22 protein-coding genes are annotated in these 22509 nt (G+C 70.9%); 12 read left to right on the top strand and 10 right to left on the bottom strand.

From position 1 onward, the window contains the following. Positions 1–230: 230 nt before the first annotated feature. Positions 231–1157, bottom strand: coding sequence for a Ku protein (locus AB0O34_RS16200; protein ID WP_363916184.1), 927 nt, complete (start codon positions 1155–1157; stop codon positions 231–233). Between the two features lie 205 nt (positions 1158–1362). On the opposite strand from AB0O34_RS16200, the gene ligD reads away from it, so the two are divergent. The 4 genes from ligD (at position 1363) to AB0O34_RS16220 (ending at position 3703) form a co-directional block, all read left to right on the top strand. Beyond that, on the top strand, positions 1363–2271 hold the full coding sequence (gene ligD, locus AB0O34_RS16205; protein WP_363916185.1) for a non-homologous end-joining DNA ligase: 909 nt from the start codon (positions 1363–1365) through the stop codon (positions 2269–2271). Positions 2272–2335: 64 nt separating this feature from the next. Next, positions 2336–2569, top strand: a complete 234-nt coding sequence (locus AB0O34_RS16210; protein WP_363916186.1) for a hypothetical protein — start codon at positions 2336–2338, stop codon at positions 2567–2569. A 160-nt stretch (positions 2570–2729) separates the two neighbouring features. Then, entirely contained in the window at positions 2730–3350 is a 621-nt protein-coding gene (locus tag AB0O34_RS16215) for a TetR/AcrR family transcriptional regulator (protein WP_363916187.1), read from the top strand. A gap of 122 nt (positions 3351–3472) precedes the next feature. After that, entirely contained in the window at positions 3473–3703 is a 231-nt protein-coding gene (locus AB0O34_RS16220) for a DUF3107 domain-containing protein (RefSeq protein WP_363916188.1), read from the top strand. Positions 3704–4065: 362 nt separating this feature from the next. Here AB0O34_RS16220 and AB0O34_RS16225 read toward each other — a convergent pair whose 3' ends face one another. Then, complete coding sequence (locus AB0O34_RS16225) at positions 4066–4767, bottom strand: ferritin-like fold-containing protein (protein WP_363916189.1); 702 nt, start codon at positions 4765–4767, stop codon at positions 4066–4068. Positions 4768–5174: 407 nt separating this feature from the next. Between AB0O34_RS16225 and AB0O34_RS16230 the strand changes: the two genes are divergently transcribed. From AB0O34_RS16230 to AB0O34_RS16240, 3 genes are all read left to right on the top strand, one after another. Next, positions 5175–7016, top strand: a complete 1842-nt coding sequence (locus tag AB0O34_RS16230; protein ID WP_363916190.1) for a DEAD/DEAH box helicase — start codon at positions 5175–5177, stop codon at positions 7014–7016. A 205-nt stretch (positions 7017–7221) separates the two neighbouring features. Next, on the top strand, positions 7222–8100 hold the full coding sequence (locus AB0O34_RS16235; protein WP_363916191.1) for an alpha/beta hydrolase: 879 nt from the start codon (positions 7222–7224) through the stop codon (positions 8098–8100). A 117-nt stretch (positions 8101–8217) separates the two neighbouring features. Further along, positions 8218–9141, top strand: coding sequence for an oxygenase MpaB family protein (locus AB0O34_RS16240; protein WP_363916192.1), 924 nt, complete (start codon positions 8218–8220; stop codon positions 9139–9141). Between the two features lie 131 nt (positions 9142–9272). Here the strand turns inward: AB0O34_RS16240 and AB0O34_RS16245 are convergent, their stop codons facing one another. The 3 genes from AB0O34_RS16245 to AB0O34_RS16255 form a co-directional block, all read right to left on the bottom strand. Then, positions 9273–10226, bottom strand: coding sequence for a PD-(D/E)XK nuclease family protein (locus AB0O34_RS16245; RefSeq protein WP_363916194.1), 954 nt, complete (start codon positions 10224–10226; stop codon positions 9273–9275). 154 nt (positions 10227–10380) lie between these two features. Continuing rightward, the gene (locus AB0O34_RS16250; RefSeq protein ID WP_363916195.1) at positions 10381–11094 is read right to left on the bottom strand and encodes an MBL fold metallo-hydrolase; all 714 of its coding nucleotides are present in this window, start codon (positions 11092–11094) and stop codon (positions 10381–10383) included. Positions 11095–11216: 122 nt separating this feature from the next. After that, a complete protein-coding gene (locus AB0O34_RS16255; RefSeq protein WP_363916196.1) occupies positions 11217–11852 on the bottom strand; it encodes a DUF6758 family protein in 636 nt (211 codons plus the stop codon). A gap of 72 nt (positions 11853–11924) precedes the next feature. Between AB0O34_RS16255 and AB0O34_RS16260 the strand changes: the two genes are divergently transcribed. After that, positions 11925–12332, top strand: coding sequence for an NUDIX domain-containing protein (locus AB0O34_RS16260; protein ID WP_363916197.1), 408 nt, complete (start codon positions 11925–11927; stop codon positions 12330–12332). Here the strand turns inward: AB0O34_RS16260 and AB0O34_RS16265 are convergent. Further along, on the bottom strand, positions 12322–15348 hold the full coding sequence (locus AB0O34_RS16265; RefSeq protein ID WP_363916198.1) for a hypothetical protein: 3027 nt from the start codon (positions 15346–15348) through the stop codon (positions 12322–12324). The genes AB0O34_RS16260 and AB0O34_RS16265 overlap by 11 nt on opposite strands. 373 nt (positions 15349–15721) lie before the next feature. Then, positions 15722–16798 (bottom strand): CPBP family glutamic-type intramembrane protease, encoded by a 1077-nt coding sequence (locus tag AB0O34_RS16270; protein WP_363916199.1) that lies wholly within the window; start codon positions 16796–16798, stop codon positions 15722–15724. A gap of 63 nt (positions 16799–16861) precedes the next feature. Here AB0O34_RS16270 and AB0O34_RS16275 point away from each other — a divergent pair, with 63 nt between their 5' ends. After that, on the top strand, positions 16862–16993 hold the full coding sequence (locus AB0O34_RS16275; RefSeq protein ID WP_363916200.1) for a DUF6529 family protein: 132 nt from the start codon (positions 16862–16864) through the stop codon (positions 16991–16993). On the opposite strand, the gene AB0O34_RS16280 is transcribed toward AB0O34_RS16275, so the two are convergent. After that, the gene (locus AB0O34_RS16280) at positions 16990–17928 is read right to left on the bottom strand and encodes a CoA ester lyase (RefSeq protein WP_363916201.1); all 939 of its coding nucleotides are present in this window, start codon (positions 17926–17928) and stop codon (positions 16990–16992) included. The genes AB0O34_RS16275 and AB0O34_RS16280 overlap by 4 nt on opposite strands. A gap of 159 nt (positions 17929–18087) precedes the next feature. Here AB0O34_RS16280 and AB0O34_RS16285 point away from each other — a divergent pair, with 159 nt between their 5' ends. Beyond that, on the top strand, positions 18088–18654 hold the full coding sequence (locus AB0O34_RS16285; protein ID WP_363916202.1) for a biotin transporter BioY: 567 nt from the start codon (positions 18088–18090) through the stop codon (positions 18652–18654). A gap of 353 nt (positions 18655–19007) precedes the next feature. On the opposite strand, the gene AB0O34_RS16290 is transcribed toward AB0O34_RS16285, so the two are convergent. Next, entirely contained in the window at positions 19008–20027 is a 1020-nt protein-coding gene (locus AB0O34_RS16290) for an EamA family transporter (protein ID WP_363916203.1), read from the bottom strand. A gap of 122 nt (positions 20028–20149) precedes the next feature. Here AB0O34_RS16290 and AB0O34_RS16295 point away from each other — a divergent pair, with 122 nt between their 5' ends. Both AB0O34_RS16295 and AB0O34_RS16300 read left to right on the top strand, forming a co-directional pair. After that, positions 20150–21466, top strand: coding sequence for a CBS domain-containing protein (locus AB0O34_RS16295; protein WP_363916204.1), 1317 nt, complete (start codon positions 20150–20152; stop codon positions 21464–21466). After that, complete coding sequence (locus AB0O34_RS16300) at positions 21456–21986, top strand: DUF1003 domain-containing protein (protein WP_363916205.1); 531 nt, start codon at positions 21456–21458, stop codon at positions 21984–21986. Before AB0O34_RS16295 ends, AB0O34_RS16300 begins: the two co-directional genes overlap by 11 nt. A 2-nt stretch (positions 21987–21988) precedes the next feature. Here AB0O34_RS16300 and AB0O34_RS16305 read toward each other — a convergent pair whose 3' ends face one another. Beyond that, positions 21989–22438, bottom strand: coding sequence for a MarR family transcriptional regulator (locus tag AB0O34_RS16305; RefSeq protein ID WP_363916246.1), 450 nt, complete (start codon positions 22436–22438; stop codon positions 21989–21991). Positions 22439–22509: the final 71 nt, after the last annotated feature.

The following is a 22509-nucleotide window of genomic DNA, read 5'->3' on the forward strand; positions in this document are numbered from 1 at the left end:
CGGAAACCACGTGGATTTTAAAACAACATTACCTCGGGGTAATTTCCCGGCTAAAACCCGCCCGTAACACCGAGCCGCTTCCCCCACATTTTCGGGGCGCCCCGGCAGCGATTCCGCTCCGGGGCCTCCCTCTGCTCGGACGCTTTATTCTCACTCCGGAATTTCCGCCGCCGCCCGGCAATTCCGGCTTTTGCCATTATCCCGGATCAGTGGACCAGCGGCTGTTTCAGTCAGGCGGTCTTGCGGGGGCGGCGCTTGGTGGCCTGCTTCTTGGTGTCCTTCTCGTCCTTCTCGTCGGCCTGGGCCTCCGCGGCCTTGGCCGGCTTCGCGGCCGGCTTCTTCTTCGCGCCACCCGAGGCCGGAGCCTTCTCGCGGGTGCCCTCGCGCTCACGCTTGGCCGCGTCGACGCTCGCCCGCAGCGCCGCCATCAGGTCGACGGCGGGCCCCGCCTGCTCCGGCGCCTCGGGCCGCACGAGCTCCTTGCCCGCGACCTTGGCCTCGATGACCTGCTGGAGCGCCTCGCGGTAGGCGTCGTGGTACTCCGTGGGGTCGAACTCCCCTGCCATGGTCTCGATGAGCGACTCGGCCATCTGCAGCTCCTGCGGGCGAACCTCGACGTCCTCGTCCTGGAAGGCGAACCCCGGATCGCGGACCTCGTCGGGCCAGAGCATGGTCTCAAGCACGAACACCCCGTCGCGTATGCGCAGGGCGGCCAGCGACTCGCGCTGCCGCAGCGCGACCTTCACGATCGCCACCTGACCCGTGCGCTCCAGCGCGTCGCGGAGCAGGACGTACGGCTTCACGCCCGTGGACTCGGGCTCCAGGTAGTACGACTTGTTGAACAGGATCGGGTCGAGCTGGTCGGCCGGGGTGAACTGCAGCACGTCGATGCGGCGCGAGGTGCTCAGCGGCAGGTCGGCGAAGTCCTCGTCGGTGAGCACGACCACCTCGCCGCCGGGGAGCTCGTACCCCTTGGCGATCTCGGAGTACGGCACCTCCTCGCCGTCGACGGTGCAGACCCGCTTGTACTTGATGCGGCCGGCGTCCTCGCGGTGCACCTGGTGGAACGTCACGTCCTTCTGCTCGGTGGCCGAGTAGAGCTTCACAGGGATGGTGACAAGCCCGAACGAGATGGCACCCTTCCAGATGCTACGCATGACTTCTCCTCACCTCGCCCCTACTATCGAACAGATGTTCGTTAGCGGCAAGGGCGCAAAGCATTTCTAGATGGGCAGATACCCAGTGTTGAATGCCGTATCCGGTCAAGCCACCGCCTGGTTTGATCGGGGCCCGAGTGAGCACGGGAAGAGAAGACGGGCGGGGGCACAAGGGGAACAAGGGGAACAAAGGGAAGGGGTGCGCGTGGCGGAGAAGGTCCGGGTCAGGGTCGACGGCCGGGAGCTGACGCTGACCAACCTCGACAAGGTGCTGTATCCCGAGGCGGGGTTCACCAAGGCCGAGGTGATCGACTACTACAGCCGCGTCGCGCCCGTCATGCTTCCGCACCTCAGGGGCCGCCCGGTCACCGTCAAGCGCTATCCCAACGGGGTGGGCGAGCAGTTCTTCTTCGAGAAGAACCGGCCGGCGCACACGCCCGCGTGGGTGCGTACGGCCCGCCTGCCCGCTCCGGGCAGCACCAAAGATCGCGACACCATCGACTACACCATCGTCGACGACCTGCCCACGCTGGTCTATCTCGCGAACCTCGCCGCCCTTGAGTTCCACACCCCGATGTGGCGGGTCGACGACCAGGGCCGGCCCCTGCCGCCCGACACCATGGTGTTCGACCTGGACCCCGGCGCGCCGGCGACGATCGTCGAGTGCTGCCGCGTGGCGCTGAGGCTTGAGGAGGTCCTGCGCGAGGACGACCTGGTGGGCTGCCCGAAGACCAGCGGCAACAAGGGGATGCAGGTCTACGTCCCGTGGTCCCACAGGTCCGAGAGCCCCTCCGACTACGCCAAGGCGATCGCCCAGCGGCTGGAGAAGGAGCGGCCGGACGAGATCGTGAGCCAGATGGCCAGGAAGCTGCGCCCCGGCAAGGTCTTCATCGACTGGAGCCAGAACAACCCGGCCAAGACCACCGTCTCCCCGTACTCGCTGCGCGCCAACCGGCTGCCCACGGTGTCCACACCGATCACCTGGGAGGAGGTCGGGAGTTGCACCCGGCCGGAGGATCTCGTGTTCACCGCCGAGGATGTTCTCCGCCGTGTCGAGGAATTCGGTGATCTCATGGCGCCGCCGGAGCGGAGCGGCACCGGAGACGGGCCTTAGGCTGGACGCGACGGGGTATGGAGCGGGCAAGTCCGAGCTCGCCCGCCAACGGAGGGGACTGAACATGTCGGAGATGGATGTGGGCGGGAACGAGGCCTCGCTGGACTCGCTGGAGCCCCTTGACGACGTGGCCGACGCGCTGGAGACCGAGGTCCCCGAGGCGGATGCCATCGAGCAGCACCTGACCATCCGCGCCGGCCAGCGCGAATGGCCCCTGGAGATCCCCTATGACGTCGACCCTGCCGACGCCGCCGACCAGGAGCGCACGGTCGATCTCGGCGACGACGACTATCGCTGACGTGGTTACCCGCGCGTAGGATGTGAACCCGAACCGGATCCACGGGAGCGAGGGGCAGGCGGATGCCTGACCGGCTGAGATCCGAATTTAACTCGATCAGCAGGAAGCCGAGCGCGATCACCGATCGCGCGACGTGTGAACCGTCCCCAAGGAGAGTCCCGTGACCGCTACCCCGGACGCCAAGCCCCGGGGCACCCGGCTACCCCGGATGGCCCGTCGCCGACAGTTGCTCAACGCGGCGCAGGAGGTCTTCGTGGAGAACGGCTACCACGCGGCCGCGATGGACGAGATCGCCGAGCGGGCCGGGGTCAGCAAGCCGGTGCTCTACCAGCACTTTCCCGGGAAGCTGGAGCTCTACCTGGCGTTGCTGGACCTCCACGTCGACGACATGGCCAACCGCTGCCGCGAGGCCCTGGCCTCCACGACCGACAACAAGCAGCGCGTCCAGGCCGCCATCGGAGCCTTCTTCGACTTCGTGTCCAGCCAGGGCGAGGCCTTCCGCCTGGTCTTCGAGTCCGATCTTCGCAACGTCGCCCCGGTGCGCCAGCGCATGGAGCGCTCGCTCCGCGAGAGCGCCGAGATGATCAGCCAGGTGATCCAGGAGGACACCGGCTGCTCCAGTGACGAGGCCCATCTGCTCGGCGTCGGCCTGGTGGGCATGGCCGAGGTCAGCGCGCGTTACTGGCTCGCCAGCCACGGCACCATCCCCAAGGACGTGGCCACCCAGCTCATGGCCCGCCTCGCCTGGAGAGGCATCGGCGGCTTCCCCCGCACCACGTAGCGCGCCCCCCCGCACCACATGGTTGTTCGCTTGACGCGATCAACAGGGGTCACGGGACACTCGAAGAGTAACGATGAGGGTTACAGCCTCATCGGAGCTCATCGAAATCGAAAGGTTCGCCGATGGAAGTCAAGATCGCCGTACGTTCCGTGCACCGCGAGATCGTCATCGAGACCGACCTGTCCGCCGACGAGGTGGAGCAGGAGTTGCGCAACTCGCTCGCAGCCGACCGCGGGGTCTTCTCGCTCACCGACACCAAGGGCATGCGCGTGGTGGTCCCGGTCTCCTCGCTCGGTTTCGTCGAGATCGGCGAGGACGCCTCACGCGTCGTCGGCTTCGGCGGCACGATCTGAGCCTGGCGCTTTGGGGGGCCTGAGCTCCCCAAAGCGCCGGGGTGACCACGGGGGCCGGCTCCGGGCCCCTGAAGATCGGACTGGCGCGGGCTCAAAGGCCCGTGCATTCCTCGCGTGAGCCGAGCGAGCAGCCACATGGGCGATGGAAGCGCCTGATGACGTCTCGCTTGTGGCTGACGGCCGGGCAGCCCGCGCTCCCCCTTCGTAACACAGGCCGCGAGGTCCAGCGATTGGGTCCACATCTCATCAAGGAACTGCCGTAGCGGCGCGAGGCCCTCATGTCTCGAACGCTACAACCGCTCGGGGCTTTCGCGCCGCTCGATCACGGCACCTAATTGGCCAGGAGTCCGAAACCTTCTCGCCTAGGGCCCCGGCACCAGGCCCAGAGCCGCCATGCGCTTGCCGTGCTCCTCGGTGAGACGGGCGAACAGCCGGCCGATCTCGACCAGATCGGTGTCCAGCCCGGCATCCCTCGTCGATCGGCCCCCGGGCCCCTCCTCAGAGGCGGAGACGAGCAGCAGCGCCAGGTGCGGCCTGGAGACGGCGAGCCGGTGGCCCTGGCTCAGCGCCTCGCCCACCATGCGCCGCGCCCACAGGGCGAGACGGCCGGCGAGCCCGGGGTTCTCGGCCAGCGCCGCCCGCACCCGCTCGACCACGAACTCCGACCTGACCTCCTCGGCCAGCACCTCGTCGACGAGCTTCCGCGTCTCGGGGTCCACGTGCCGCGCGGCCTCGCGGTAGAAGTCCCCCGCGATGCCCGTGCCGACGTAGGCCTTGACCAGGGCCTCCAGCCAGTCTCCAGGCCGGGTCTGGGCGTGCCAGTCGTCGAGGGACGACACGAACGGCGCCATGGCCTCCTCGGGGTCCGCGCCGAGCCAGGACAGCCGGTCGCGCAGGAGCACGAAGTGGGCGTACTCGGCGGCGGCCAGGCCGCTGAGCGCGGCCCGGTCGGTCAGCGAGGGAGCGAGAGTGGCGGCATCCTCGGCGAGCCTGAGGAACGCGGTCAGCTCCGCGTAGGCGAGGACGCCGAGCAACTCGACGACGCCGGCAGGGGAATCACTCATGCATGCAGCGTACGAGCTTCGCCCACGGTCTCCGACCCGGCCGCGGAGGACTCAGCGCCCCCTAAGGACACGGCGACCCACCATGCGGAACACGAAGAAATCGGCTGGCTCTTGTGGTATCGAGTACACTGCCCTGTAAGAGTGCGACCGCAGTCATGTTTTCAGGGAGATCATCGCCTGATAGCCCCCACGCGAGCTACGCCGCGGCGGTCGCCGAGACGAGATGAGGGTTGGCTTTTCCGCGCGGACCCGGCACGAGACCAACTCGGCCAGCGGTCCCGGAAGCCCGCCTTCGCAGGAGACTTAGGCAGGCCGAGCTGACCACGTTCCGAGACCTTGGAGTCATACCCGAGATCGCTGATGCCCTGGAGACCGAGGGCATCATCTCACCGTTTCCCATCCAAGAGATGGCCCTTCCGCTCGCGATCAGCGGACAGGATGTCATCGGCCAGGCGCGCACAGGCACCGGCAAGACCTACGCCTTCGGCGTGGCGATGCTGCAGCGCGTCGGCAAGCCGCGCAAGAACCGCAAGAAGCCCCGCGGGCTCGTCGTCGTCCCGACGCGCGAGCTGGCCCTCCAGGTGACCGAGGACCTCGTCGTCGCCGGTGGCAAGCTGGGCTCGCGCATCCTGACCGTCTACGGCGGGCGCGCGTACGAGCCCCAGATCGAGGCGCTCAAGCAGGGCGTCGACGTCATCGTCGGCACGCCCGGCCGCCTCCTCGACCTGGTGAACCAGAAGCACCTCGACCTCAGCCAGGTGTCCATGCTGGTCCTGGACGAGGCCGACCGCATGCTCGACCTCGGGTTCCTTCCCGACATCGAGCGCATCATCAAGCTCATCCCGGCCGAGCGGCAGACCATGCTGTTCTCCGCCACGATGCCGGGCGAGATCGTCACCCTGTCCCGCCGTTACCTGTCCCGGCCGACGCACGTGCGCGCCGAGAACGCCGACGCCGGCGACACGGACCTGTCGAAGACGATCCAGTTCGTCTGGCGCACCCACCGCATGGACAAGATCGAGATCGTCGGCCGCATGCTGCAGAGCGAGGGCCACGGGCTCACGATGGTCTTCTGCGAGACCAAGCGCGCCTGCGACATGGTCTCCGAGCAGCTCAAGGAGCGCGGTTTCGCCGCGGCGGCCGTGCACGGCGACCTCGGGCAGGGCCAGCGCGAGCAGGCCCTCCGCGCGTTCCGGAGCGGCAAGATCGACGTTCTGGTCGCCACCGACGTGGCTGCGCGCGGCATCGACATCGACGACGTCACCCACGTCGTCAACTACGACTGCCCGCAGGACGAGAAGACCTACGTCCACCGCACGGGCCGCACCGGCCGGGCGGGACGCACGGGCGTCGCGGTGACCTTCGTCGAGTGGGAGGAGCTCACTCGCTGGAAGGTCATCAACAACGCTCTCGGCCTCGACTTCGCCGAGCCGGTCGAGACCTATTCGACCTCTCCGCACGTCTACACCGACCTCAAGATCCCCCCGGGCACCAAGGGCGTGCTCCCCCGCGCGCAGCGGTCCCGGGCGGGCCTGGAGGCCGAGCAGATCGAGGACATCGGCGAGACCGGGCGTCACCGCTCCCGCAAGGAGCGTGACGACCGCTCCGAGCGGTCCGAGCGCCAGGAGCACCGCGAGCGCCCGGCGCGCAACCGCCAGCGCCGCCGCACCCGTGGCGGCCAGGCGGCCGAGGACGTCGTGACGTCCGAGACCGCGGGCGTCGCCGAGCCGGCGGAGCTCGTGTCCGCCGACGCGGTCATCGAGGGCGACATCCTCGCTCCCGAGCGGCCCGCCGTCGTGTCACAGCCGGTCGTGCCACAGGCGGCTGTGAAGACCCCGGAGGCCGTCACCACGGCGTCGCCGGAGCCCGTCGCCGCCGAGGTTCCCGCCCCGCGGCGCGCCCGCAGGGGCGCGAGCAAGGCCGCACTGTCCGAGGCGCTCGCCGAGGTGACCCCCTCGGCGGCCGCAGATCGCGGCCCGACCACGCCAGTCGCCCAGGAGGCGCTCATCAGGACCGAAGAGTTCGAAGCGACCGCACGGCGTACGCCGGCGCCCGCCCTGCCCGACGGGTTCGGAGTCGCGCCCGTCGAGCGCACCGAGCCGGAGCGGATCATCCCGCCGACTCCGTTCTCGATCATCTTCCAGTCGCCTGACCTGGCGACGGATGACGATGTGGCACCCTCCGCGGCCTCCGAGCGCGTCCAGCAGCGCCGCCGGCCGACGTACCCGCGTCCCACCAGGAGGAGCTGAACGGGCCGGCGCATATGAACGACCGCGGCCCGAGCGGCAAGAGCGGTGAGAACGGCGGGAAGCCCTCGCGGGCGGCCCGCCGTTCGAACGACGCGCTCCGGCCGCGGTGAAGCGGATCAGGTGAGAAAGTGGAAAGTCAACCACGCGACCGACGTAGAGCGTTTGACGGTGTTGCCGGGATGAATCCTCAGTATCGTGGTGCCGCGTGAGTACGCCGCGCTTCCTAACGCTGCCTCCTGGTGTCCGTGCGCAGCAGATCGAGACCTCCGTGGGCACGTTCGCGGCCCTGGAGGCCCTGCCCGTCCGCGGCGTCCCCGAGCGATGGCCGGCGCTCCTGGTCCCGGGGTACACCGGCAGCAAGGAAGACTTCATCGCGATCTTCCAGACGCTCGCCCAGGCGGGGCGCCGGGTCGTCGCGGTCGACATGCGCGGCCAGTACGAGACCAAGGGGCCCGACGACCCCTCGGCCTACACCTGCGAGGCCCTCGGCGAGGACATCGACCACGTGGCCTCCATGGTGGGGGGCGGCGAGCCCGTCCACCTGGTCGGCCACTCCTTCGGCGGCCTGGTCACGCGCGAGGCCGTGATCGGCGGTGCCACCAAGCTCGCGTCGTACACGCTGATGAGCTCCGGCCCGTCCGGGATCACCGGTCCCCGCGAGAAGGCGTGCCGCGTCATGCTGCGCGAGCTTCCCGAGGTGGGGCTCGAACACCTCTGGACCCACCGCCTGGAGCCGGAGGCCATCGTCGCAGGGGTTCCCGACGACATCCTGGCCTTCCTGCGCAGGCGGCTGCTCTCGAACTCGGCGACCGGTCTGATGACCATGGCCGAGCAGGTCCTGGGCGCCCCCGACCGGCTCGAAGACCTGAGTGAGGTCGACGTGGCCACCCTGGTCCTCTACGGCGAGCACGACGACGGCTGGCCGCCCGCGATCCAGGCCGAGATGGCCCACCGCCTCGACGCCGACTGCGTCGTGGTGCCGGGAGCGCTCCACTCCCCGGCGGTGGAGGCCCCCGAGACGACGGCGCACGCGCTCACCCGCTTCTGGAACCAGGCCGAGCACCGCCTGCTCCACACCGGCTGATCCACCAGCGCCGACCGGCCGCCTACCGGCCCACCCCGAGGCCGCAGGCCCTCCACCGGCAGCTCCGCCGACCCCTCCCTGGTGGCCGGTTCAATGCCATGTAATCCTTTACTTACTATGTCGAGCATCGGCGAGATCGTCGTCCAGCCGCCGCACAGGGTGACCTGGCTGGTCCACATCGACCGCTCCATGTGGGTGGGAGGGGTCAGGGGCCTCATGCTCCAAGCCCTGCATCCTGTGGCGATGCGCGGCATCTGGCAGAACTCCGGCTTCCAGGATGATCCGTTCGGGCGCCTGCGCCGCACCGCCGACTTCGTCGGCCGGGTGACCTTCGGCAGCCCCGAGGAGGCCGACGCGATCGGCCGGCGCGTCCGCGACATCCACCGGCGGCTGCGCGTCAGGGATCCCGGCACCGGCAGGACGCACCGCGTCGACGACCCCGAGTTGCTGCTGTGGGTCCACTGCGCCGAGGTGTCGTCCTACCTGGAGACGGCCAGGCGCGGCGGGCTGCGGCTCACCGGCGCCCAGGCCGACCGCTACCTCAGGGAGCAGCGCCGCAGCGCCACCTACGTCGGCCTGCACGAGGAGGACGTTCCCGGCTCTATGGCCGAGATGCGCGACTACTTCGCCGGCGTGCGGCCGGCGCTGGAGGTGACCCCCGAGTCGGTGTCGGCGGTCCGCTTCCTGATCTGGCCGAAGATGCCACGGCATCTTCGGTTCCTGACGCCCGGCAAGCCGGCGTACCTCCCCTTCGGGGCGCTCTGCTACTACACGCTCCCCGCGTGGGCCAGGCGGATGTACGGCCTGCTGCCCGAGGTGCCGCAGGCGGCCGTGACGGCGGCGCTGCGGGCGTTCAGGCTCGGCATGAACTCCCTGCCGGAGACCGTGCACGACCACGCGTTCATGCCCGGCACCCGCGAGATGCTCACCGGGGCCCGCGAGCGTCTCGGCGCCGCCGGCTACGACGTGAGCAAGGGGCTCAAGGGACTGTCCGACCCCCGCCGATGGCCCTCCCGTCGCCCTCCCCCCGCGACGCGTTGATCGCCTGACTGCGCGAGCTCGCGACCGGCTCGACGGCCCTCGCGGGGGGCGTCGCCTGGGCGAGCCGGCACTCCTTCCAGGAGGGCACCGCCGACCGCCTCCTGACCCTGGCCACCACCGGCCTGTGAGTGTCAGCCGGGCTCCGCGAGGCCGTCCCAGGGCTGGTGGCCGGTGCCGGCGGCCTGGCCCTCCGGGCAGTGCCTGCGGTAGTCGCACCAGGAGCAGATCGGGCCGGTGTTCGGGGGGAAGCTCGCGTCGATCTCCGGCGGCACGGGCGCCGGCCCGGCACCCGCCGCGACCGTACGAGACGCCGTGCCCGTACGCGAGCCCGCGCCGGAGGTGGTCGTACGGGAGCCGTTGCCCGCCGGGGCGGAGTCGGCGCGCCAGGCACGGTAGCGCTCGTCGGCCTCCGAGGCCTCCAGCGCGATGTCCTCGGCGCGGCCGATGTGGCGGCGGAGGGACTCTTCGGTGTGCTCCCACTCGACGATCGACCCCGTCGGGACGTGGTGCAGCTCCACCTTGCGGCACTCCCGGTGCATCACGCGTGAGGACGCCACTGCGTAAATCGCCAGCGCGAGCGAGGAGCGGGCGTCCTCCTCGGTGAGAGGGCGCCTGCCGGTCTTGTAGTCGACGACCACCAGCTCGTCGCCGCGCCGGTCGAGCCGGTCGATGCGCCCGGAGACCGCGATCACGGAGGTGCGGGTGGCGACGGTGCGCTCGACGCCGACCGGCTCGTCAGAGGGGTCGAGGGTGCTGGTGTAGCCCGAGACCATGGCCCGCGCGCGGTCGCGCCACACCGTGGACTGCTCCTGGTCGCGGAAGCCCTCGGTGATCCATCCCTTGGTGAGCAGGATGCCCGCCATCGCCGGGGTTCTGCGCTCGTACGGCTCGCGCCACCATTGGGCGAGCGCGTTGTGGACGGAGGCGCCCACGCTGTTGTGCCCCCACGGCGGCCCCTTGGGCGGGGCGGGACGGTCGAGATAGGTGAAGCGGTAGCGCCGAGGGCAGTCGAGCCAGGCGTTCAGCCGCGACGGCGTGCACGAATAGAGCCGCCTGGGCATGCCTTCGAGACCGAGTTGCCCCACGGTGAGCCTCTCCCTTCGCCCCGGAAGGCACAGGCCGCCCCACAAGGCAGCAGATCACTGGACACCGGCGCCGGGCGAACCCGGCGTCGGACAACGGCGGCCTCGATCTCGGATCGATCATCTTCGCGGCCGAACCCGGGGGCTCGGCCTCGGATCACTGGTCGTCGAGGTCGAGCTTGATGCCGGAGGCACGCGTGCCGTCGGAGAGCGGGCCCTCGGCGGCGGCCGCGCCGGCACCGGTGAGCGACCCCGCGAGCCAGTCGTCGAAGTGCGGCTCCTGCTCGCCGACCGTGGTCTCCTCGCCGTGGGCCGGAAGCACCCTGGTGTCGGCAGGAAGGGTGAAGAGCCGCTCGCCGATCGCCGTGAGCTGGTCGGCCAGGGCGGGATACTCCCCGCCGAGCTTGCCCGGCCCGTCGGCCAGGAGCGTCTTGCCGGTGAAGACCGCGCCCAGCGCCTCGACGTAGAGCGAGACGCCGCCCGGGGTGATGCCGGGAGTGGCGATGACCTCGAGCTCGACGTCGGCGACGCCGAAGATGCCCTCGTCCTCCATGTCGATGTCGGGGTAGGTCTCCTGCCAGGTGTCACGCCAGAGCTGGCGGTCCTTGCGGTTGAGGGCGACGACCGCCTCGTCACGCGCCGCCACCTCGATGGCCCCGCCGACGTGGTCGGGCAGGCCGTGGGTGCAGATGACCGCGAGCACCTCGCGCTCACCCACGCTGGAAAGGATCGCCTCCGCGTCGCGCGCGGGGTCGATGACGATGACCTCATCGTCGTCGCCCACGATCCACGTGTTGTTCTCGACCTTGTATTCGGCGCCGTCGATCTCCACGACGCCCTCGGTCACCACTCGCTCGATACGCGCTGTCACGGCCACGACCTTACCGAACACTTGAACCCGTCTCGATAAGCAAACGGATGACTTTGACGAAGAACCTCACGCCCTGTCCCGGTTTCCCGGTCATGATCGGCCGGAACGACCGTACGCGGAGCCTACGACTCGGCTGCGAGACGCGGCGAGAAGGCGCCGTAGGGCAGGTCGAACTCCTGGTCCTGCTCTCTCAGGTCGCGCAGGACCAGCTGGGCGAGCTCGACCAGGCACCCGGCCTCGGCCGGCCAGCCGATGACCCACAGCCAGTTCCCCATGGCCTCGCCGACGTAGACGACGCGGTCGGACGGGCCCTCCACCAACCAGAGCGCCGTCGGATGCCCAAGGGTGTCGACCTTGGCGTTGGGCGGGCCGAGGTCGAACCCCGGCCCGGGATCGGGGCCGTCGAGCCCCGCGAAGGCCGCCCCGAGCCCGATGCCCGGCTCCTCCGCCACGATGACGAGGTCGGCGGGCCCGTGGGTGACCGATGGCCCGGACAGGGCCACCACTCCCGCGTGAGTGCCGGTGAGCTCGTCGCCGGCGTCCCCGAACCCGGTCACCAGCCAGCCCGTCGGCAACGGCCACGGCAGCCAGAAGGGGACACGCGAACTCTTGCGGACCACATCCAGCGCCTCGTCGGACGGACGCCTCGGATGGAAGGGCAGGACGGTGCCGTGCACGCCGCAACGCCAAGCGCTGGACCATGCGCTGGGTGGACGTAGCGTGCCGAAACACCGAGGGCAGGTAGGCGCGGCTCTCACAGTTATCCACGGTGCTTCCGTCTACGCGCGAAAGTCAAGGGGCATCTCGTTATCCCGGCGTAATCTTGGCCTATGCGCGTGAGATGCGTGGGGGCGATCGTCGTCGACCTCGCCGGGCGGCTGCTCCTGATCAGGCGCGGCCACCCGCCGGGCGAGGGCCTGTGGTCGCTCCCGGGCGGCCGGGTCGAGCCCGGCGAGCCCGACGCCGTCGCCCTGGCGCGCGAGCTCATGGAGGAGACCGGCCTGCCGGTGTCGGTCGGCGCCCTGGCGGGCACCGTGGAGCGGCCTGGCCCCGGCGGCGTCGTGTACGAGATCCACGACTACTTCGCGACCGCCGGCGCCGGCACGCCACGGCCGGGCGACGACGCGGCCGCCGTGGGCTGGTTCGCCCCCGGCGAGCTCGCGCGGCTGCCGCTCACTTCCGGGCTCCTGGACACGCTCATCGCGTGGCAGGTGCTGGACTCCGGCGTCAGCGGCTGAACGTCGTCCGCCACAGGGTGAGGTGATCGGAGGTGTAGGTCGTCGAGCGGCCGAGCGCGACCACCCTGTCCTCGATCACGGCGATCGCGCCGAGCCACTGGGCGCCGTCGCCCGCCATGCCGTCCCCCGTCAGGGTGTGGCGCTGCCAGTCGTGGCCGTCCGGCGACGTCCAGACCGCGCTGTCCCCGGTCGCGGGCGGGCCGTACGATCCCACGGCGACCAGGCCTGAGTCCGAGGTGGTCATGTCCAGCACGGTGGCCGCGGCGTCGGCGGGGAGCCAGGAGTACTGCCAGGTGACCCCGTCGTCCCCGGAGACGGCCGCGAACGGCTGCTCGACTCCCTTGTCGTTCATCGCGCTGCCCACGGCCACGACGTCGCGGTCGTTGAGAAGCACCCTGCGCAGGCTCGCCGAGCGCGCCCCTTCGGGGATCACGCGCTTGCGAGCGGTCCAGGTCAGCCCGTCGCGCGAGACCCAGACCACCCCCGACGTACGGCCCGCCGTACCTGACCCGCCGACCGCGAGGAACCCGTCCGGGGTCGCGACGACGTCCTCGATGCGCACGTCGGCGCCGCCGGCCGGGAGGCTCTGCGGCGCGGCGCGGGAGTAGCGGCGCAGGTCGGCGGAGAACCACAGCGCGGCCACCACGCCGTCGGGGCCGCTGTCGTCGCCCGCCAGCACGTATCCCTTGGGTCCGGCGGCCACCACGCGCGGGACCACGGCGTACCGCCCGGACGACCCGAGCGCGGGGGACTCCGGCGCGTGGCGCCAGGAGCGCCCGTCGGCCGAGGTGGCGAGCAGCGGCCTGACGAACGCCGAATCGGCCGTGGTGCTGCCCACCGCCAGCCATCCCTGGGGACCGTGGGCCACGTCGTTGAGCGTCTGCCTGCCCGATCCGCCGAGTGCCGGAGAGGTCACGGCCTTCCAGTTCTGGCCGGTGGCGCTGGTCCAGATGCCGGCGTCGCCCTTGACCGAGCCGACCGCGACGAAGGAGTTCCCCGCCGCGACCAGGGCGGTGGTCTCGCGGGCCGAGCGGGTCAGCCCGCTGATCTCGGCGAGCGGCACCGGCGCGGCCGGCTTGCCCTTGGCGGCCGTCATCAGCACCGGCAGGTTGTCCAGGCCTCCGGCCCGCTGGTCACCCGCGGCGACGAGCGTGCCGGCGTCGGTGATGGCGAGGCCGCGCAGCGTGCCGGGGATCTGCCCGAGGTCGGTGCTCTCGGTCCAGTTCTTGCCATCGGTGCTGGTGAAGACGCCGTAGCGCTCCCAGCCCGACTCGGCGACCGCCGCGACCCCTGCGGCGGAGGTCGCGAGGCCGCGCACGCCGGTCGCCTCACGTCCGAGCCCGCCGATCACCCCGCACTGGCGCCACTCGTCTCCGAGGTCGGAGCAGTAGACGCGGACCTCTCCGGCGTTCGACTTCTGCAGGGTCGGCACCATCAGGAACCCCTTGGCGGCCACCGCGAGCGCGCCGGGCTCGGGCCGCACGCCGGGCAGCGCGGCGGCCGTACGGAGCCAGGTCCTGCCGCCGTCCGGGGAGCGCAGGATGACCGAGGTCGTGTCGCCCTTGCCCGGGTCGGCCAGCGCGACGACGGCGTCTCCCTTGGCGACCACCGCGCGGATGGCCCGCACCTTGTCGGTGGCGCCGATCTGGCCGGTGTCGACGCGGCTCCAGCTCTGCCCGTCCGGCGACACCCAGGCCACCGGGCCGTACCCGCCGTCCTGGAGGGTGGTGGAGCCGACGGCCACGAAACCACCGGCCGTCCGCGCCAGGTCGGTGATCCGGTCGCCGTTCCAGAAGACCGAGAGCCGCGAGGGGTCGACCGCCGTCCACGAACGCCCGTCGGTGCTGGTCCACATGCCCCGGGCGGAGGCGCCGGCAGAGCCCGGCGCCTCGGTCCCGGCCGCGAGCCAACGACCCGCGCCGCCGGTGACGCGGCCCGCCGACCCCGCGGGCAGGTACCCGGCGGGCCCGGATACCCTGCCGAGCTCCCAGGACTTGCCGCCGTCGGGTGAGACCAGGAAGAGCGGCCGGGGCACCGGGCTGGTCGTGTCGCTGCCGACCGCGACCACGGTCGATCCGACGGAGGTGACCGCGTTGAGCACCTGGCTGGAGCCGTTGCCGCTGATGCCGGGCGGGGCCACGAAGGCCTGGTCGCCGGAGCCGCCGTCGCCCGCCGCCAGCCGGAGCCCCGAGCTGGTCGGGGAGTTCACCCAGTTGACGATCACCAGTCCGAGGCCGGCCGTCGCGAGCAGCACGACGACCACGAAGATCGGGGTCAGCAGGCCGCGCCCGGGCCCGCGACGGGGCGGGCGGGGCTCTCGCGGTGGTCTCGGAGCCGCCTGGTCGCGGTGGTGACGGCCGCGCCCGCCGCCGCGCGGGCGCGCCGGGCCGGACGCCACGAGGATGTCGGGACGGGAAGGGCGGGCGGGACGTCCTCCGGGGGGCCTGCCGATCCGCTCCTCGGCCGGGACGTCGCGGGTGTACGGGCCGGAAGGCTCGGACGAGATGCCGGTGCCGGGCACGATCTCGGGTTCCGGGGCCTCCTCGGGCTCGGCGGGGATGCTGGGCTCCACCCTGATCCCCTGCCTGTCCCACTCGGGCGCCGGGGGCGTGTGGGCCCGCGACGGCGTGCGCGGCGGCGTACGGGGCGGGCCTGAGGCGACGAGCTTGTCGGGACGGTTCACCAGCCGGCGCGGGGGCCACGCCGGCTCGTCCGGCTCCTCCGGAGGCGCCTCGGGCACCCATCCAGGGGGCGCATCGTCCGAGGCCTCGGGGGACGCGCGGCCGGCGCTGTGGCGGGGCTCGGCGCTCGCGCCGCCGTATGGCCGCGCGTAGGGGTGGCGCCCGGCCGAGGACTGCCTCGGCGGCTCCGCAACGGGGTCCTCAGGCGTGGAGGAGCCGTCGTCGGGAGTGGGCGCCCCGAAGGGCGGAAGAGCCCACGGTGAGTCCAGTGGGAGGCTCCGGGAACGGGTGTCCGAGGGGTCGGGCGGGGAGTGGTGCAGGGTCGGAGGTGGCATGTGGGCCTGGTGGGACCCGTTTGGGCGTGACGTGCTTCCGTGGTCGGCGCCATCGCCTGCCGACCACCATGACGAGCGCGGGTCGTGGGGGCCCGAGGCCACGCTCAGCACCTCCTCGTAGGCAGCCTAACCCAGTCTGAAGGCCGTGATTCGGGACCGTTCCACCGAACTCCAGCTCATCCATTGCATCGACAACAGATCACCTGCGATCGTACCGATACCCAACCCATGCCCAGTGATCACATGTCTGGGTGAAATGGTGGTCGCTCTCGCCCTCGCCGCCAGTGCGCACCTCCCTGGGACCGACTGCCGGCCCGCACACTTCCAGGGCAACATGCCGAGGCCCCTTCTGGCGAGACCTCTCTAGTCAGATTTATCTAGAGACGGTCTGAATTGCCCGCTTCTGGGCGATTATCACGACCGCAATGGCGAAGAAGCCCAACTGCACGACGGTTCCGGAGAGCGCCTGCCACGGCACGGCGCCCTGCTTCAGGGCGTCCCCGAGATCGCCGGAGGCGGCGGCGGGCAGGAAGCTCACCACGTTGTTGATCACATGCAGCGCGATCGGCGCCTCCAGGCCGCCCGTACGGATGGCGAGCCATCCCATGAGGGCGCCGAAGCCGAAGACGTCGATGATGCCCCAGTCGGTGTAGGCGTGCAGCGAGGTGAACGCCGCGGCGCCCAGCAGGATGCCGGGCCACGGGGTCGTGAAGTAGGCGCCGAACGCCTGGAGCAGCCATCCGCGGAAGATGTACTCCTCCGCCGCGGCCTGGAACGGCACCAGCAACAGGATGACCACCAGGCCCGGCAGGAACCTGTCCCATCCGACCCAGCCGAAGAGGTTCCCGAGGTCCTCCCCCGTCACGATGTACGTCACGACCATGGCGGCCTGGCCGAGGAAGAGAGCCACGAGGGCCACGCCCAGGCAGATCAGCAACCACCCCCAGCGCAGGCGCCCAAGCACGGACGAGAGAGTGCCCGGCGGGCGGCGCTGGACCAGCCACGCGGTGCCGAACACGACCGGGAGGACCAGCGCGATCGACAGCAGCAGCACCGCCAGCTCGAACACCTGATTGCCGAACAGCCGGTCCCCCCGCATGATCACCGGGATGCCCAGGAACCCCGCGACGATCACACCGGCGAAGATCACGAGGAGCCCGATGCCCACGAACGCCGCGGCGATGATGACGGTCCCCACGATGGGACGCCACCAGCGGTGCAGAGGAGTGCGCGCCAGGTGGTCGTACCGCGTGCCGGGCGGAGGCGGCACGAGCCAGGGCCTCGGCGCCGGCGGGGCCTGCCAGGGCTGGGCCCCCGGGTAGTACGGGCGGGCCGCCGGCGGCTGCCCGAATCCCGGGGATGGCGGCGGCTGGTGCGCCTGCGACGGATGCCCGAATCCCGATGGCCCCGGCTCCGGCTGTGGCTGGTGCGCCTGCGACGGATCGTGCATACCGCCATTCTCCTCACCCCGCAGGGGCGTCCCACGCCTGGATGCCGTTGTGCGTCTTTCTCCATGGACACCCGCCGGCGCGACCTGCCCGGCTGGACGCCGCCGATCCTCGGCGGGCCGGCCTTCACAGCGATCACCGGCCTCTGGCTGACGTCGTCCTACTGGTTGTTCACGACGTTCGGCGTCACGTTCTAGGCGGGCGGGGCGAAGGTCTTCGTGCGCCTGAGCCCGGCCGCCCGTCCCTTGGCGGCGACGACCAGCGCCATCTTGCGCGAGGCCTCGTCGATCATCTCGTCGCCCAGCATGACCGCGCCCCGCCTGTCGACCGTCGTGGCGTGCTCGTACGCGTCCAGGATCAGCTCGGCGTGCTCGTAGTCCTCCTGCGACGGGGAGAACACCTCGTTGGCCGACTCGATCTGCGTCGGGTGAAGCACCCACTTGCCGTCAAAGCCGAGCGCCGCCGACCTGCGAGCGACCTTGTCGAACCCGTCGAGATCCTTGATCTGCAGGTACGGCCCGTCTATCGCCTGCAGGTCGCATGTCCTGGCGGCCATGAGGATCCGCATGAGCACGTAGTGGTAGGCGTCGCCCTCGGTGTACCCGGGGGGCTGCTGCCCGACGACCAGCGTCCTCATGTTGGTCGAGGCCATGAAGTCGGCCGGGCCGAACACCAGCGTCTCCAGCCGCGGCGACGCGGCGGCGATGGCATCGACGTTGACCAGGCCCCGGGCGTTCTCGATCTGCGCCTCGATGCCGATGCGGCCGACCGGCAGCCCGTTCGCCTTCTCGATCTGCGTGAGCAGCAGGTCGAGCCAGACCACGTGGACGGCGTCCTCGACCTTGGGCAGCAGCAGGCAGTCGAGCACGTCGCCGGCTCCCTCGACGACCTCGATCACGTCGCGGTAGGTCCACTCGGTGGACAGGTCGTTCACCCGCACGCCCCGGATCTTGCCCGTCCAGTCGCCTGTGCGCAGCGCCGTGACGATGTTCTTCCTGGCCTGCTCCTTGGCCTGCGGGGCGACCGAGTCCTCAAGATCGAAGAAGACCTCGTCGGCGGGGAGCCCCTGCGCCTTGTCGAGGAAACGGAGATTGCTGCCGGGGACGGCGAGACAGGAACGACGGGAGCGCATAGGCCCACGGTAGTGGCGTGCCTCCGCCACACGCCTGTGGGGGCGTCACAAAGGCCACCCCTGGTTCTTGGCACGGATCCGGTAGGGATTCAACGGCCTCTGGCCCGACAATGGACCTCAAGCCTCGGTAAAGGGGATTCCGCAAGGGGGAGATGGCCAATGACTGACGCGTCCATAGCGGTTCGGCCCGCCGTACTGTCCGACCTCATTCCTGGAAAGCTCGTCCGTGACATCGCGCTGGTCGTGGGCGCGGCGGGTCTGACCGGGCTGGCCGCGCAGGTCAGCATCCCGCTCCCCGGCACGCCCGTGCCGTTCACGCTGCAGACCTTCGCCGTCCTGCTCGCCGGTGCCGCGCTGGGCCTGCCGAGGGCCTTCCTCGGCATGGCGCTCTATCTCGCGATCGGGCAACTCGGCGTGCCGTGGTTCGCTCCGTCGGGCGGCAACGCCACCCTCGGGTACGTCGTCGGCTTCGTCCTCGCCGCCTCGGTCGTGGGGGCGCTCGCGAGCAGGGGCGGCGACCGCACCCCGCTGCGCACCATCGCGACGATGACCCTCGGCACCCTGCTCATCTACGCCATCGGCGTGCCATGGCTGATGGTGGCGACGGGCCTCGACCTGCCGGCCGCCCTGTCCGCGGGTGTCGTGCCGTTCCTCATCGGGGACGGCCTGAAGGTGCTGGCCGCCGCCGGCCTGCTCCCCGCCGCCTGGAAGCTCACCGGCCACTGAGGCCGCTTGTGCCCTCGGGCGCCCGTGGCCGGATGTCCACCGATCTGACCGATTCGTGGGCGACCGCCGCTGCTTTGGTACCCGATGAGACGCGGGCGTCGTAGATTGCTGGGTGTGAGTTCGTCGCTGATCGAAGAAGGTGCCAAGAAGTCGAGCGTCCTGTGGGTCTCGCTGTCGGGGCGTGATCGGCTGGCGTGGCACACCTGGCACGACGGCGCGATCTACATCGTCACCGGCGGCGGGGAGCAGTCGCTCCCCGGCCTGGTGGAGGCGTCACGCGTCAGGGTGACGCTGCGCAGCAAGGACAACGGCGCCGAGCTGGTCTCCTTCGACGCCCACGTTCACGTCGTCGATCAGGCGTCCTTGTCGGAGGCCGAGGCCGGCGCCGTGGCGGCGCTGGCCAAGGAGCGGCTCAACGCGGTCGACGCGGCGGGGCTCCCGGCCCGCTGGGCCTCCGCCTCCTCGATCGTACGGCTGACGCCCGAAGTGGCCGTCTGAGCCAGCAGGGCCCCGGCCAGCACGATGGCGCCGCCCGTGATCTGGGCCGTGCCGAGGTGCTCGCCGAGCAGGACCCACGCGATCACCGCGCCCGTGACGACCTCCAGGGACGCCACGGTGGCCCCGACCGCCGCCGAGAGCCGCCGGACCGCGATGACCCCCGTGACGTACGCCAGCACGGTGGCGATCGCGATGAGCCACAGGGCGGCGGCGATCACAGGGAGGGTGTGCCCGCCGAGCGTCACGCTCGTCCCGAAGGCCGCCCAGGGGATGTCCCAGGCCCGGGAGATCGGCGCGAGGACCACGGCGGCGCCCGCGAGGCCCCAGGCGATGAGGCCGAGCGGGTCGATGTCGTCGCCGAAGCCGTCGCTCATGAGGAAGTAGCCCGCGCAGCAGGCGGCGGCGACGAGGCACAGGAGCAGCCCGACGCCGTCCAGGCTCATCCCGCGCCACACCTCGACGACGACGGCGAGCCCGACCAGCACGATCACCGCCCCCGCGTACGCCGAGCGCGGCAGCCGTACGTGCCTGACGAACCGCACCCAGAACACGACGAGCACCGGCGAGGTGTACTCCAGCAGGAGCACCACCCCGACTGGGAGCCGGGTGAGGGCCAGGAAGAACAGCGCCTGGACCCCTGCCACGGCGATCAGCGCGTACGCGGCGAAGAACCCTCGCCTGCCTGGCGGGACGCGCAGGGCCTTCGGCCGGAACGCGGCGACGATCAAGAAGAGCAGGACGGCCGCGCCCGCCATCCTCACCCATACCGCCTGCAGAGGGGTCAGGCCTCCGGCTCCGACGAACTTCGCCATGGGCCCGGAGAAACCAAAGCTCCAGGCCGACACGACCGCCACCGCCAGCGCCGCGCCCCTCATATGCCACCATCCCCGTAATGACCGTTAGATGGTTTTGATGCTGTCATACGGAGATTGGCGAGATCAAGGAGCGACCGTACGCTGAGACGGCTTTTACTGGAGGCAGACACGGGGCACCCCCCATGACCTCGTACGCTGCGATAGTGAGGATCTTCGTCGCTCGGCTGGCCGGAACCCCGGTCTTCGACCCCGCCGGCGACCAGATCGGGCGGATCCGGGACGTCGTGGTGGCCATACGCGCCCACGACCCGCCCCGCGTGCACGGCCTGGTCGTCGAGGTCCAACCGCGACGGCGCGTGTTCCTCCCCATCACCCGGCTGCAGAACATCGAGGCCGACGCCGTCGTCTTCACGGGCAGCATCAACCTGCGGCGCTTCGAGAAGCACGCGACCGAGTCCCTGGCCATCGGAGAGCTGCTCGACCTGACCGTGGAGACCGGCGGCGAGAAGGTCACCGTGCTCGACCTCGCCATGGAGCGCAGCAGGAGCGGCGAGTGGCTGATCACCAAGGTCGCGGTGATGCGCGGAGGCGCCGGACGGGGGCTGCGCCGCAGGCGCGGTGAGACGCTGGTCGTGGACTGGTCGGACGTCACCGGGTTCGGCGTCGTGCAGAAGGATCAGGGCGCCGCCAACCTCCTGGCCGCCTTCGAGGAGACGCGCCCCGCCGACCTGGCCAACGCCCTGCGCCACCTGCCCGACAAGCGGCGGGCCGAGGTGGCCGCCGCGCTGGACGACGACCGGCTCGCCGACGTGCTGGAGGAGCTGCCGGAACGCGACCAGATCGGCATCCTGAGCCGCCTGGACGCCGAGCGCGCGGCCGACGTGCTGGCGGCCATGGACCCGGACGACGCCGCCGACCTGCTCCAGGACCTGCCGCCCAGGCAGGCCGAGGCGCTGCTGGCGCGCATGGAGCCCCGCGAGGCCGCGCCCGTGCGGCGCCTGCTGACGTACGCCGAGAACACCGCGGGCGGCATGATGACCAGCGAGCCGATCGTGCTGCCACCCCACGCGACGATCGCCGAGGCCCTCGCCGAGATCCGCCGCCAGGACATCACCCCCGCGGTCGCCGCACAGGTGTACGTCACCCGGCCCCCGGTCCAGACGCCCACCGGCAGGTACCTGGGCGTGGCCCACTTCCAGCGACTGCTGCGCGAGCCGCCCTCCACGCTGGTGGGGGGCGCGATCGACAACACCATCGACCCGATCCGCCCGGAGCTGTCCCTGCACGGCGTCACGTCGTACCTGGCCACCTACAACCTCGTGGCGGCCCCGGTGGTGGACGAGCTCGGGCGGCTCGTCGGGGCGGTCACGGTGGACGACGTACTCGATCACCTGCTGCCCCCCGACTGGCGCGAGCGGGATGAGCAGGCGCCCGGCGCCAACGGATCGGACGACGGCACGCCCGGGTCCGGGCCGCCGGAGGTGACCGGTGGCGGTTAACCGGCTCGACCAACCCCGGGAGCTCCGCCGCTCCATCCGCCCGCACTACGACCCCGAAGCCTTCGGACGCCTGTCCGAGCAGATCGCGCGCTTCCTGGGCACGGCTCGCTTCCTGGTCTACATGACCGGGTTCATCGCGGTCTGGGTGACCTGGAACACGCTGGCGCCCAGGAGCCTGGCCTGGGACCCGTATCCGTTCATCTTCCTCACGTTGATCCTGTCCCTTCAGGCCTCGTACGCCGCTCCGCTGATCCTGCTCGCGCAGAACCGCCAGGCCGACCGCGACCGTGTGCAGAGCGAGCAGGACCGGATGACCACCGAGCGCAACCAGACCGAGGTCGAGTACCTCACGCGGGAGATCGCCGGGCTGCGCCTGGCCCTCGGCGACCTGGCCACCCGCGACTACATCAGGGGCGAACTGGAGCGCCTGCTGGACGAGATACGCGAGTCACCCGCCCGGCAGGACGGATCACGCCGGGACGCGGCTCCCGGCGGCAGGGACTTCAACAGCCCCGAGTGAGATCAGACGGAGACCTGCGGGAAGAGCTTCGTGAGCATGTCGGCGCACTGCCGCAGCTCCTCCTCGTCGAGCAGGTCAAGGAACTGCCCCCGGATGGCGCGAAGGTAGGTGGGGGTGGCCTCGGAGAGACGTTGGTCACCCGCCTGGGTCAGCACGGCGAACAGGCCGCGGGCGTCGCTGGGGCAGGCCTCGCGCTCGACCAGCCCGTCACGCTGCAGGCGGTCGATGAGCCGCGTCAGCCCGCTGCGCGACAGCAGCACCCGCTCGGCCAGGTCGTTCATGCGCAGCCGGCGGTCGGCGTTCTCGGAGAGCTGGAGCAGCACGTCGTAGGCGGCGGGCGCCAGATGGTGCCGGCTCAGCAGCTCGCCCTCAAGGCTCCGGGTTATGTGCGCCTGGGCCCGCTGCAGCATGCGCCAGACGATGAGCTGCTGCGGGGTGATCTCCGCCGTCATGGACGTCACGCGGTCATCCTAGAAGGTTGCATAAACACATACACCTCCCTCTTGGCCTCTCTTGGCCCCTA

Origin of the sequence: Sphaerisporangium sp. NPDC088356, assembly GCF_040685555.1 — a bacterium.
In the GTDB taxonomy this organism is placed as follows: Bacteria; Actinomycetota; Actinomycetes; order Streptosporangiales; family Streptosporangiaceae; genus Sphaerisporangium.